A 12,004-nucleotide genomic window follows, 5' to 3' on the forward strand; every position below is an offset into this window, starting at 1 on the left:
CCTCGTCCCGTCCACCCGGGCAGTCTCGCCGGGCCCTGTGACACTTCCGCCGGTCAGTCCGCGGTGCCGGTGCGTACGGTGATCCGGTCGTAGCGCTGCCGGGCCGCCTGGGCGCTGCCCAGCCCCAGCCCGAAGGCGATCGCCTGCCAGGTCAGCCCCCGGCCGCGGGCCACCTGCACCAGCCCCGCCTCGAGCGCGTCCACCTCCGCCCGCACGTGCGGGACCAGGGTCAGCGCCGCCATCAGGTCCGCCTGGTCGACCGGCTCCTCGCCGGGTTCCAGCTCCGCGCCGCCGGCGAGGGCCATCACCAGCGTGGCCGCCTCGTACGCGTCGGGGACGTCGGGGTGTGCGTACCGCCGGCGGCGGGCATTGGTGCCGGCGTGCCGTTCGGCGATCCGCAGCAGGGCGGCGTAGTTGCGGTGCGCGCGGGCCTGGGCCGCGTCCGGAGCGGTGAACGGGTCGTTGTCCAGCGTGGGCATGTGTTCCATGAGACACCGTTGAACATTGTCTTGTCAACAGGGCATTGAAAAGCTCGCCGGCTATCGTCGACCCATGACCAGTGCCGAGCCCACCACCGCCGACCTGGCCGACCTGCTGACCGGACCGGTCGTACCGGCGGCCCGCGGGCTGCTCGGCTGCCTGCTCACCGCCGGCGGGGTCACCGTCCGGATCACCGAGGTCGAGGCGTACGCCGGCACCGCCGGCGACCCGGCCTCGCACGCGCACCGGGGCCGGACCCGGCGCAACGCCGTGATGTTCGGCCCGTCCGGGCGGGCCTACGTCTACTTCACCTACGGGATGCACTGGTGCATGAACGTGGTCACCGGCCCGGACGGGGAGGCCTCGGCGGTGCTGCTCCGCGCCGGCGAGGTGGTCGACGGCCTGCCCACGGCCCGGTCGCGGCGCCCTGCCGTACGCCGGGACGTGGACCTGGCCCGCGGGCCCGCCCGGCTCTGCGCGGCGCTCGGCATCGACGGCACGTTCTACGGCGTCGACCTGCTGGGCGACGGCCCGGTACGGCTGCGGCCCGCCACGGCGCCGGTGCCGGCGGCGGCGGTCCTCGCCGGACCCCGGGTCGGGGTGACCGGGGCGCACGACGTGCCCTGGCGGTTCTGGCTCGCCGGCGACCCGACGGTGAGCGCCTACCGCCGCCACGTGCCCCGCACCCGCCGCTGACCGGGCCGGGTCGCGGACCCGCGTTGGACGGCGGTCCGGGCTGGTCATCGGCCCGGCGGAGGGGCATCCTGTCGGAGGGGGTGACCATAATCACGACGCCGGTCCCGCCCGCGTCGTCCGCTCCGCCGGATGCCGCCCGGACCCGGCGACCACCCGTTCGGCACAGATCGGAGGACCGGCATGGCGACACTGCTGGCGATCGGCACCGGCAAGGGGCTCTTCCTCGCCACCAGCGCCGATCGGCGCGCCTGGGAGGTGAGCGGCCCGCACTTCCCGATGACCGGCGTCTACGCGGTCGCCGTCGACAAGCGGGCCGGCCGGCCCCGGCTGCTCGCCGGGATGACAAGCTCGCACTTCGGGCCGAGCGTGGCGACCAGCGACGACCTCGGCGCCTCCTGGCAGGAGCCCGACCGGGCGCCGGTGGCCTTCCCGGCCGACACCGGCGCGAGCCTGGGCCGGGTCTGGCAGCTCACCCCGGCTGGCGTCGACCAGCCCGACGTGGTGTGGGCCGGCGCCGAGCCGTCGGCGCTGTTCCGCTCCGACGACGGCGGACGCAGCTTCGAGCTCGTCCGGGCGCTCTGGGACCATCCGCACCGCGAGTCCTGGGCCGCCGGCTTCGGCGGCCAGGCGATCCACAGCGTGCTGCCGCACCCACGCGACCCGGCCCGGCTGGCGGTGGCCATGTCCACCGGCGGGGTCTACCGCACCGAGGACGCCGGGGCGAGCTGGACGCCCGGCAACACCGGCATCCGGGCCTACTTCCTGCCCGACGAGTGGCCCGAGTTCGGGCAGTGCGTCCACAAGATCGCCCGGGACGCCGGCGACCCGGACCGGCTCTACGCGCAGAACCACCACGGTGTCTACCGCTCCGACGACGACGGCCGCACCTGGACCTCGATCGCCGCCGGCCTGCCCAGCGACTTCGGCTTCCCGATGGTCGCCCACCCGTCCCGCCCCGGCACGGTCTACGTCTTCCCGCTGGTCGCCGACGCCCAGCGCTTCCCGGCCGACCACCGCTGCCGGGTCTACCGCTCCACCGACGCGGGCGACAAGTGGGAGGCGCTCTCGGTGGGGCTGCCCGACGAGCCGTTCTACCCGTCGGTGCTGCGCGACGCCATGTGCGCCGACGACGCCGACCCGGCCGGCGTCTACTTCGGCACCCGCTCCGGCGAGGTCTACGCCAGCCCGGACGAGGGTGACTCCTGGTCGCTGGTCGCCGCCCACCTGCCGGACGTGCTCTGCGTCCGGGCCGCGGAGATGTGAGTGGTCACCGTGCTGCTGCCCGGCCCGCTGCGCGGCGAGGCGGGCGGCGCGAGCCGGCTCACCGTCGCCGTCACCGGCACGCTGCGGGCCGTCCTCGACGAGCTCGACGCCGCCTGGCCCCGGTTGGGCCGCCGGATCCGCGACGAGCGCGGCGAGCTGCGCCGCTACGTCAACGTCTACGTCGACGGCGAGGACTGCCGGCACGCCGGCGGGCTGGACGCCCCGGTCGGCGACGGCGCGGAGGTGCAGGTGCTCCCGTCGGTGGCCGGCGGCTGACCGGGGCGGCGCGCCGCAGCCCGATCCGCTAGGGTCGGCGGCTCCGGACCGACGAGGGGAGCGGCGCGGTGACCGCGTACGAGGCGGGCTACCTGTTCGGGTACGTGGGCTGTCCGGCCCTGCTGGTGGCCCTGATCGTCGGCGTGGTCCTGCTGGTGCAGCGGGCGCGCCGGAAGTCGGCCGCTGCGGGCCGGGCGACGCACCAGGGGCAGTACCCGCCCCCGGGCCAGTTCCACCCCGGTCAGCCCTTTCCCGGCCAGCCCCTCCCCGGCCAGCCCTTCCCTGGCCAGCCCCAACCGCAGCACGGCTGGCAGCCGGCCCCGTACCCGCACCCGGGCCAGCCGTATCCGCCGCCGGCTCAGCCGTACCCGCCCGTTCAGGCGCCGGGGTCGGCGTACCCGCCAGCGGGCGGGCCGCCGTACGCCGGCCAGGGGTGACGCCGGCGGGCTCCGGGCGGCCGGCGGGTGGTGAGCTGGGCCACCTCGCCCATGACCCACGACGGAATAGTTGACTCGTCAAATATGTTGTGGGGTGCGATCCGGGCCGCACCGGTCCGGACGTCACGCGAGGAGCTGGGTCATGCAGTTCGGAGTCTTCACCGTCGGCGACGTCACGGTCGACCCGACCAACGGGCGACTGCCGTCCGAGCATGAGCGGATCAAGGCCATGGTGGCCATCGCGCTCAAGGCCGAGGAGGTCGGCCTGGACGTCTTCGCCACCGGCGAGCACCACAACCCGCCGTTCGTGCCCTCGTCGCCGACCACCATGCTCGGCTACATCGCCGCCCGCACCGAGCGGCTGCTGCTCTCCACCTCGACCACGCTGATCACCACCAACGACCCGGTGAAGATCGCCGAGGACTACGCGATGCTCCAGCACCTGGCCGACGGCCGGGTGGACCTGATGATGGGGCGCGGCAACACCGGCCCCGTCTACCCGTGGTTCGGCCAGGACATCCGCAACGGGATCCCCCTCGCCATCGAGAACTACGACCTGCTGCACCGGCTGTGGCGGGAGGACGTGGTCGACTGGAAGGGCCGCTTCCGCACCCCGCTGCAGTCGTTCACCTCGACTCCGCGCCCGCTCGACGGCGTACCGCCGTTCGTCTGGCACGGCTCGATCCGCAGCCCCGAGATCGCCGAGCAGGCCGCGTACTACGGCGACGGCTTCTTCGCCAACCACATCTTCTGGCCCAAGGAGCACACCCAGCGGATGGTCGGCCTCTACCGGCAGCGCTTCGAGCACTACGGCCACGGCTCCGCCGACCAGGCCATCGTCGGCCTCGGCGGGCAGGTGTTCATGCGGAAGAACTCCCAGGACGCCGTCCGCGAGTTCCGGCCGTACTTCGACAACGCCCCGGTCTACGGGCACGGGCCGTCGCTGGAGGCGTTCAGCCGGGAGACCCCGCTGACCGTGGGCAGCCCGCAGCAGGTCATCGACCGCACGCTCGGCTTCCGCGAGTACGTCGGCGACTACCAGCGCCAGCTCTTCCTGATGGACCACGCCGGGCTGCCGCTGAAGACCGTCCTGGAACAGCTCGACATCCTCGGCGAGGAGGTCGTCCCGGTGCTGCGCAAGGAGTTCGACTCGCTGCGGCCGGCGCACGTGCCGGAGGCGCCGACCCACGCCTCGCTGCTGGCCGCCGCGGGCGGCGCCAGGGACAACACCGTCCACGCCGTCGACGACGTGACCGGCAAGGCGCCCGAGGAGGCCCGATGACCCGGCGCACCCTGGCGGTGGTCTCGGCCGGCCTCGGCCAGCCCTCCTCGACCCGGCTCCTCGCCGACCAGCTCGCCGCGGCCGCCCGCGACGAGCTGGTCGGGCGCGGCGCCGAGGTGGAGATCCGACCGGTCGAGCTCCGCGAGCACGCCCACGACGTGGTGAACCACCTGCTCACCGGGTTCCCGTCGGCCGCCCTGCGGGAGGCGCTGGACACCGTGGCGGCAGCGGACGGCCTGGTCGCGGTCACCCCGATCTTCAACGCCTCCTACAACGGGCTGTTCAAGTCGTTCTTCGACGTGGTGGACCGGGACGCCCTGGCCGAGCGGCCGGTGCTGATCGGCGCCACCGGGGGCACCGCCCGGCACTCGCTCGCCCTGGAGCACGCGGTCCGGCCGATGTTCGCGTACCTGCGCGCCGTGGTGATGCCGACGGCGGTCTACGCGGCGCCGGAGGACTGGTCCGGCGACGGCGCCGACGGGGCACTGCGGGCCCGCATCCGGCGGGCCTGCGCCGAGCTGGCCGAGCAGGTGGACCGCCGCCCGGTCGCGACCGGCCCGGCCGACCCGTTCGCCCTCACCACCAGCTTCGAGGACCTGCTCGCCGGCCGCGACCCGGTCTGACCGGGCCGCCGCCGGCGGGTCTCACTCCGCCCGCTCGTACGGGTGGGCCACCAGCACCGGGCAGTGGGCGTGCTGCACCAGCGCCTGGCTGACCGACCCGAGCAGCAGCCCGGCGAAGCCGCCCCGACCCCGCGACCCGACCACCACCAGCGCCGCCTCCCCGCTCGCCTCGATCAGGGCCTGCTCCGGGGAGGCGGCCCGCACCGGCCGCTCGGCCACGGCCAGCACCGGATGGTCCACGCGTACCGCGGCCGCCGCCCTGGCCAGCAGCTCGGCCGAATCGGCCTGCCCGGCCGCCGCGGACTCGGCCGCCTCCTCCGGCACCGCCCCGGCCCGCTCGGGTGGCCGGACGTGCACCAGCACGAGGTCGGTGTCCCGCCGGGCCGCCTCGTCGGCGGCGAGCCGGACGGCCAGTTCCGCCGACGTCGAACCGTCCACGCCGACCAGCACCGGCCCATCCACCGGGATCGGCTGCTCGGCCGGGCGGACCACCAGCACCGGGCAGTGCCCGTGCTGGGCCACCTGGCCGCTGACCGAGCCGAGCAGCAGCCCGGCGAACCCGCCCACGCCCCGGCTGCCCACCACCACCAGGTCCGCCCGGCGGGACTCCTCGACCAGCGTCGCGCCGGGGCCGCCGGCCACCTGACGTACCTCCACCCGCAGGCCGGGATGCCGGTCGGTCAGGTCGCCGGCCACCTCTTCGAGCATCTTCTGCGCCGCCTCGGTGGGCGCCGGCACCCCGAGGTCGTACGGGTTGAGCGGCACGCCGTAGCCGAGCGGGTGCAGGTAGCCGTGCACCAGGTGCAGTGGCCGGGACCGCTGGACGGCCGCCCGCGCGGCGTGCTCGGCGGCGATCAGGCTGGTGGGCGATCCGTCGACCCCCACCACGACAGGTCGGTTCATCGGATTCCCTTCGATCGGCTCGGCCGTTGTCGACGACCTCTGCCCCTGGATCGCATGTGCCCCGAATTCCCCGCGTCGATACCCCCGAGGTTCGGCCCGCCGGACGGTCGTCCGCGCCCCGGTGGGGGAGATGCTCCGCGCGCACCCCTTCCTCGCCGGCCTGCCCGAGCGGTGGCTGCCCGGTGGACCGGCTTCAGGCCGCCCGGGTCCGCCTGCTGGAGCGGTACGACTACCCGACCGCGCTGCCGCCCACCGGCTGACCCGGCGTCTGCCGGTGGACGATCAGCTCGTCCACCTCCAGCCGACCGATCCGCAGCTCCTTGACGACCGCCCGGCGGATCGCCAGCCGGCCGATCGCCATCGTGCCGATCGCCACGGCACCGAGTGCCGCCGCGGCGAGCGCCAGGGGCGCGGCCGCCGTCGGACCCAGGGCGCGTGGGCCGGCCACCTTCGGGCCGGTGACGGAGACTCTCATACCCAGCGGACCTGCCGGCCAGTGCCGGCGCTGACACATCCTGTTCATCCGACGATCCTCCGATCCACGTGGTCCGTCCGGCGCCGGTCCGGACGCCGGTCCACCGCCCGGGTGACGGCCGCGGGCTCCGGGCCTGTCGCCGGGTCCGCGTATCCTCCGGCGGTGACCTGTGAGGTGCGGCTCCGCCCGGTGCGCGACGATGATCTGCCCGCGTTCTTTCGCCACGAGCAGGATCCGCAGGCCAACTGGATGGCCGCGTTCGGTCCGAAGGACCCGGCCGACCGGGCCGCCTTCGACGACCACTGGGCGCGCATCCGCGCCGATCCGCGCATCGTCCCCCGCACCGTGACGGTCGACGGCGAGGTCGTCGGGCGCGTGGTCGCCTTCCCGGTGGGGGAGCGCACCGAGGTCAGCTACTGGATCGACCCGCGCCGCTGGGGCCGGGGCCACGCCACCGCCGCGCTCGCCGCGCTGCTGCGCGAGCTGCCGCAGCGCCCGGTGTACGCCCGCGCCGCCAAGGACAACGCCGCCTCGCTCGCCGTGCTCCGCAAGTGCGGCTTCGTCGTGGTCGGCGAGGACTCCGGGTACGCCGACGGCCGCGGCACCGAGGTCGAGGAGTACGTGCTGGAGCTGCCCCGGGAGGCGGTTGACCAGCGGGACCGCTAGTCTCCCCCGGGTGAACTGGCTGGAACTCCTCGGCTGGGCCGGCTCCGCGCTGCTGGTCTGGTCGCTGCTGCAGACGCGGATCCTGCGGCTGCGGGCCCTCAACCTGGTCGGCTGCCTCATCCTGATCGGCTACAACGCCGCCGTGTACGTGTGGCCCATGGTCGGGCTGAACGTGGTGCTCGCCGTGATCAACGTCTGGTACCTGCGGAAGCTGCTGGCCACCCGGCACGACGAGCAGACGTACCAGGTGGTCGAGGTGGCCACCGGGGACGGGTTCCTGGCCCACACGCTGCGGGTGCACGCCGCCGACATCGCCCGGTTCAACCCCGACTTCCGCTGGGACCCGGCCGCCGCGGACCGCTCGGCGTTCCTGGTGGTCCGCGCCGACGAGGTGGTCGGCGTGGTGGTGTCGCACGCCGAGGCCGGCGGGGTGGCCCAGATCGACCTGGACTACGTCACCCCGCCGTTCCGTGACTTCACCCCGGGCGAGTTCGTCTACCGGCGCAGCCGCCTCTTCACCGACCGCGGCTTCCGCCGGGTGGTCAGCCCGCCCGGCATGGTCGCCCCGTACTACCACCGGCTCGGCTTCCAGCGCATGGGTGACGCGTACGTGCTGGACCTGCCCGTGTCCCCGGCCGGCCAGCCCGGGTAGCCGGGGAGCGGTTCCGGCGTGGTCCTCGACGGCGAGCGTGGCTGGCCCCGTCCGGTCGGGGTCAGCCGGTGACGTCCGGCGGCTCCCCTGGCGGGCCGAACGGGAAGCCCGGCACCGGCGGGCGGAGCTGCACCCGGTCGGTGGGGAGCTGGTGGGTGCTCCGGCCGAGGACCCGTGCGACGGCCCGCAGCAGCCACGGCCCCGACGGGTGCAGCTCGGGTCCGACCAGGCGCCCGATCACCCGGGTCCACCAGTGGCCGGCGATGATCACGTCGGTGATCCGCAGCCGGTCCGGCGGCCAGCCGCCGCGCACCACCACGTCGATCACCCGACCCAGCCGCCGCCCGTGCAGGTCGTATGCCATCCGGCCGAGCAGCTCACCGGCTCGCACGGTGCGCCCCCGGGATCCGGTCGATGATGCGCCGGCGCAGCCAGGTCTCCATCGGGGGCGGGGGCAGGTCGGCGGCCCGGCAGCGCAGGCGTATTGCGCTGTCCACCCCGGCGACCTGGGTGAGCGGGATGCGCCGCGGCGGCACCGGCGTCTGCTCGGCGAACCGCTCGGCGACCGACACCAGGAACCGCCCGACCCGGCCGCCGAGCCGCCGCCCCAGCACGCCCTGCCCGGAGAGCAGGCAGTCCACGTAGGGAACCCCGTCGGCGTCGACCGCGAACGCGATGTCGTCGACCCGGCCGACCAGCCGGCCCTCCCGGTCGACGATCTGCTGGTCGAGCACCTGCTTGGCGAGTTGGAGCCTCATCGTCCCATCCTCGTGATGATCGCCAGCGGGATCGCCGCCACCGACGCGGCGACGATGAGCAGCAGGACCACGACCCCGAGCAGGTTCGTCCACCGGCCGTTGACGCGGTCGCCCAGGTAGTTGCGGTCGTTCGCCACGACGAGGATCGGCAGGTACGTCAGTGGCAGCACCACCGCGCTGAGCACCAGCATGTACTCGGTGAGCTGCACCGGGTCGATGGTGGTCATCAGCGCCAGCACGCCGAGCAGCATGCTGACCAGCAGGACGGTGTGGAACCGGGCCGCCTCCCGCGGGCTGATGCGTTTGCCCCACTGCCAGCCGAAGTACTGGGCCACCGCGTACGCGGCGGATAAGCCGGTCTCCAGCGCCGCGCCGAAGGTGACCGCGAAGAACGCCAGCACCGCGACCGCCAGCCCGGCCCCGCCCAGCGCGGTCGCCACCGGCCGGGCCACCTGGTCGAGGCTGTTCAGCGATGTTCCGGAGGGGTGGTACGCCACCGCCGCGACGGCGATCAACGACAACGCCAGGAAACCGCCGACCGGGAAGCCGATCAGCACGTTCGACCGCGCGTTGGCCAGGTCGGCAACGCTCCACCGCTCCTCCACCCCGCCCGAGGAGAAGAAGAAAACCTCGTACGGGCTGACCGTGGAGGCGAACAACGCCACCGCCACGAACCAGTAGACCGACCAGCCCGACCCGGCGGAGCTGATGTGCAGCGCCCCGTGGCCGAGCCGCGCCCAGTCGGTGGGGAGGGCGAACAGTGCGACGGCGAACACCAGCAGGGCCAGCCCGGCTAGGCCGAAGATCCGTTCCATCAGCTCGAAGCGCAGCCGCCACAGCACCAGCCAGACCGCGACCGCGGCCACCGGCACCCAGAGCAGGTAGCTGAGCCCGGTCGCCAACTGCAGCGCCAGGGCCACCCCGCCCAGCTCCGCGGCGAGGGTGATCACCGTGACCAGGTACGAGGCGACCAGGTTGAGCAGCGCCACCCGCGGCCCCAGCCGCTCCCGGACCAGGTCGAACACCGCCCGGCCGCTCACCGCCGCGATCCGTCCGGCCATCTCCGCGTACGCGCAGATGCCCAGCACCCCGACGAGCAGCACCCACGCGTGGGCCATCCCGAAGCGGGCGCCGGCCTGACTCGCCGCCACCAGGTCACCGATGTCGACGAAGCCGCCGATGGCGGACAGGATGCCGAGAGTGGCGGCGAGGAGCTTCCTCACGTCGGGCCAGCAGCGGGCGGTCTCATCGACGCGACGATATCGGCGTCAGCTATCTCTTTTCGGGCGAATCGACCAGGCCGTCGACCCGGACCTCGGTCAGGCGGCGGTGAGGTTCTGCAGGCGCACCTGGCCGCGCGAGACCAGCCGGCCGTCCCCGTCGGTGATCTCCACCTGCCACAGCTGCTGGCTCCGGCCCCGGTGGATCGGGGTGCCCACCGCGGTCAGCTCGCCGTCCCGCACCGCGCGCAGGAAGTCGGTCTGGTTGGACACGCCCACCACCTGGCCTTTGTTGCCCAGCCAGAGCGCCCCACCGACGCTGGCCGCGGTCTCCACCACCGAGCAGTAGACCCCGCCGTGCTGGATCCCGTACGGCTGGTGCAGCTCCGGGCGGACCTGCCAGCGGATCACCACCCGGTCGCCGCTGACCTCGTCGAACTTCAGGCCCAGCAGGGCCGCGAAGCCCCCGGTCAGGTCCGGCATCTCCATGACAGCCCCTCCTCGCCCTCGCTGGAGCGCAGCCTAGCCGCCTCGGCGTGGGCAAACCCGGTACGGGTCCGGGCCGGTGATGGGGGAGAATCGGTAGCCGTGACCGACAGCAACCTCCCGCAGGGGCGGGACTCCCTGACCGAAGACCTGCTGTGGCGGGGCCTGATCCAGGACTCGACCGGCCTCGACGAGCTGCGCGAACTGCTCGACGGCGGGGCGGCCACCTTCTATGTGGGCTTCGATCCGACCGCGCCCAGCCTGCACGTCGGCCACCTCATGCAGGTCATCACCGCGCGTCGACTCCAGCTCGCCGGGCACCGTCCGCTGCTGCTGGTTGGCGGCGCCACCGGCCAGATCGGGGACCCGAAGGAGACCGCCGAACGGACCCTCAACCCGCCCGAGGTGGTGGCCGGCTGGGTGCAGCGCATCCACGACCAGCTCGCCCCGTTCGTCTCGTACACCGGGGAGAACGCGGCCCGGCTGGTCAACAACCTGGACTGGACCGGCGAGATGTTGGTGGTCGAGTTCCTCCGGGACGTCGGCAAGCACTTCCCGGTGAACAAGATGCTGGCCCGCGAGGTGGTCAAGGCCCGGCTGGAGACCGGCATCAGCTTCACCGAGTTCAGCTACCAGCTCCTGCAGGCCAACGACTTCTTCGAACTGCACCGCCGGCATGGCTGCCAGCTCCAGTACGGCGGCTCGGACCAGTGGGGCAACATCACCGCCGGGGTCGACTACATCCGCCGGCGGGGCGCCGGCCCCGTGGAGGCCTTCACCACGCCGCTGGTCACCAAGTCGGACGGCACCAAGTTCGGCAAGACCGAGGGCGGCAGCATATGGCTCGACCCGGAGATGACCAGCCCCTACGCCTTCTACCAGTTCTGGGTCAACGCCGACGACCGCGACGTCGTCCGCTACCTGCGCTACTTCAGCTTCCGCTCCCGGCAGGAACTGGAGGAGCTGGAGAAGGCGACGGCGGAACGGCCGCAGGCGCGCCTCGCCCAGCGGGCGCTCGCCGAGGAGTTGACCGCGCTGGTGCACGGCGAGCGGGAGATGGCCCAGGCGGTCGCGGCCAGCCAGGCGCTCTTCGGCCGTGGCTCGCTCGAGGAGCTGACCCCGGTGACCCTGCGCGCCGCGTTGACCGAGGCCGGTCTGGTCCACCTGGCCGAGCTGCCGGACGTCGCCGGGTTGCTCAAGGAGTCCGGGCTGGTGCCGAGCATGAAGGAGGCACGGCGGGTGATCACCGAGGGCGGCGCGTACGTCAACAACGTCCGGGTGACCGACGTCGACGCGACGGTCTCCACCGACGACCTGTTGCACGGGCGGTACCTGGTGCTGCGCCGGGGCAAGCGTTCCTTCGCCGGGGTTGAGCTGCGTAAATAGTCGTATTTCGACGGTGTGACGCGGGACGCGCCCAGCGGATTTGACGATCAAACCGCTGGGCGCGTAACTTTCTCTCTGCCAGCGCGGAACGGACGAAACAGGGCGAGCAGCCCTGAAGGCCGGAGCGCGGGAATGACCGACAGGTCCAGTTGGTTCACCCCATCGGATCTGAGGCCCGGGTGGTGCCCCGGATTCGCCGCAAGGCGGATTTGGCGAGGCGGAACCGACCGGGTAAGGTTATCGGCCGGCAGGGAAACGGACGAGCAAGCGGGAGACCGCAGCGGCCGTCCTGCCGAAATCCACGAGGCGCCCGGCGCGAGTCGGTCGAATCGCGGTGCCCGGCAAAAGGGTGGAAGCGCGACGAACCGCCACACAGCGGTTTGACAGGGCAGAAACCACCG

General features: G+C 73.5%; 16 protein-coding genes. 9 read left to right on the forward strand and 7 right to left on the reverse strand.

Annotated features, from left to right (window positions below; translation table 11 throughout):
- Positions 1-53 precede the first annotated feature (53 nt).
- Complete coding sequence (locus ACY34I_RS33480; protein ID WP_148799218.1) at positions 54-479, reverse strand: DNA-binding protein; 426 nt, start codon at positions 477-479, stop codon at positions 54-56.
- Positions 480-552: 73 nt separating this feature from the next.
- Between ACY34I_RS33480 and ACY34I_RS33485 the strand changes: the two genes are divergently transcribed.
- From ACY34I_RS33485 to ACY34I_RS33510, 6 genes are all read left to right on the forward strand, one after another.
- Positions 553-1,176 (forward strand): DNA-3-methyladenine glycosylase, encoded by a 624-nt coding sequence (locus ACY34I_RS33485; protein WP_462759173.1) that lies wholly within the window; start codon positions 553-555, stop codon positions 1,174-1,176.
- 180 nt (positions 1,177-1,356) lie between these two features.
- Positions 1,357-2,439 carry a WD40/YVTN/BNR-like repeat-containing protein gene (locus ACY34I_RS33490; RefSeq protein ID WP_462759174.1) on the forward strand — a complete coding sequence of 361 codons (1,083 nt, stop codon included), beginning with the start codon at positions 1,357-1,359 and terminating at the stop codon, positions 2,437-2,439.
- Positions 2,440-2,715 carry a MoaD/ThiS family protein gene (locus ACY34I_RS33495; RefSeq protein WP_148799224.1) on the forward strand — a complete coding sequence of 92 codons (276 nt, stop codon included), beginning with the start codon at positions 2,440-2,442 and terminating at the stop codon, positions 2,713-2,715.
- Positions 2,716-2,783: 68 nt separating this feature from the next.
- Positions 2,784-3,152 (forward strand): hypothetical protein, encoded by a 369-nt coding sequence (locus ACY34I_RS33500; RefSeq protein WP_462759175.1) that lies wholly within the window; start codon positions 2,784-2,786, stop codon positions 3,150-3,152.
- A gap of 142 nt (positions 3,153-3,294) precedes the next feature.
- Positions 3,295-4,434 carry an LLM class flavin-dependent oxidoreductase gene (locus ACY34I_RS33505; RefSeq protein WP_462759176.1) on the forward strand — a complete coding sequence of 380 codons (1,140 nt, stop codon included), beginning with the start codon at positions 3,295-3,297 and terminating at the stop codon, positions 4,432-4,434.
- Positions 4,431-5,057 (forward strand): FMN reductase, encoded by a 627-nt coding sequence (locus tag ACY34I_RS33510; protein WP_462759177.1) that lies wholly within the window; start codon positions 4,431-4,433, stop codon positions 5,055-5,057. Before ACY34I_RS33505 ends, ACY34I_RS33510 begins: the two co-directional genes overlap by 4 nt.
- A gap of 21 nt (positions 5,058-5,078) precedes the next feature.
- Here ACY34I_RS33510 and ACY34I_RS33515 read toward each other — a convergent pair whose 3' ends face one another.
- Together ACY34I_RS33515 and ACY34I_RS33520 are read right to left on the reverse strand one after the other, a co-directional pair.
- The gene (locus tag ACY34I_RS33515; protein WP_462759178.1) at positions 5,079-5,960 is read right to left on the reverse strand and encodes a universal stress protein; all 882 of its coding nucleotides are present in this window, start codon (positions 5,958-5,960) and stop codon (positions 5,079-5,081) included.
- A gap of 229 nt (positions 5,961-6,189) precedes the next feature.
- Positions 6,190-6,435 (reverse strand): hypothetical protein, encoded by a 246-nt coding sequence (locus ACY34I_RS33520; protein WP_462759179.1) that lies wholly within the window; start codon positions 6,433-6,435, stop codon positions 6,190-6,192.
- A gap of 162 nt (positions 6,436-6,597) precedes the next feature.
- Here ACY34I_RS33520 and ACY34I_RS33525 point away from each other — a divergent pair, with 162 nt between their 5' ends.
- Positions 6,598-7,101 carry a GNAT family N-acetyltransferase gene (locus ACY34I_RS33525; protein ID WP_462759180.1) on the forward strand — a complete coding sequence of 168 codons (504 nt, stop codon included), beginning with the start codon at positions 6,598-6,600 and terminating at the stop codon, positions 7,099-7,101.
- Positions 7,102-7,111: 10 nt separating this feature from the next.
- Entirely contained in the window at positions 7,112-7,753 is a 642-nt protein-coding gene (locus tag ACY34I_RS33530; protein ID WP_462759181.1) for a hypothetical protein, read from the forward strand.
- 61 nt (positions 7,754-7,814) lie between these two features.
- On the opposite strand, the gene ACY34I_RS33535 is transcribed toward ACY34I_RS33530, so the two are convergent.
- The 4 genes from ACY34I_RS33535 to ACY34I_RS33550 form a co-directional block, all read right to left on the reverse strand.
- Positions 7,815-8,144: a PRC-barrel domain containing protein gene (locus tag ACY34I_RS33535; RefSeq protein WP_462759182.1), complete on the reverse strand. Its 330-nt coding sequence runs from the start codon at positions 8,142-8,144 to the stop codon at positions 7,815-7,817.
- Entirely contained in the window at positions 8,131-8,511 is a 381-nt protein-coding gene (locus tag ACY34I_RS33540) for a hypothetical protein (RefSeq protein WP_462759183.1), read from the reverse strand. Before ACY34I_RS33540 ends, ACY34I_RS33535 begins: the two co-directional genes overlap by 14 nt.
- Complete coding sequence (locus ACY34I_RS33545; protein ID WP_462759184.1) at positions 8,508-9,734, reverse strand: NRAMP family divalent metal transporter; 1,227 nt, start codon at positions 9,732-9,734, stop codon at positions 8,508-8,510. The genes ACY34I_RS33540 and ACY34I_RS33545 overlap by 4 nt, the downstream gene beginning before the upstream one ends.
- A gap of 96 nt (positions 9,735-9,830) precedes the next feature.
- Positions 9,831-10,220 carry a PaaI family thioesterase gene (locus ACY34I_RS33550; RefSeq protein ID WP_462759185.1) on the reverse strand — a complete coding sequence of 130 codons (390 nt, stop codon included), beginning with the start codon at positions 10,218-10,220 and terminating at the stop codon, positions 9,831-9,833.
- A gap of 99 nt (positions 10,221-10,319) precedes the next feature.
- On the opposite strand from ACY34I_RS33550, the gene tyrS reads away from it, so the two are divergent.
- Positions 10,320-11,603 (forward strand): tyrosine--tRNA ligase, encoded by a 1,284-nt coding sequence (gene tyrS, locus ACY34I_RS33555; RefSeq protein ID WP_462759186.1) that lies wholly within the window; start codon positions 10,320-10,322, stop codon positions 11,601-11,603.
- Positions 11,604-12,004: the final 401 nt, after the last annotated feature.

The organism is Micromonospora sp. RTBAU3-60 (genome assembly GCF_054963695.1).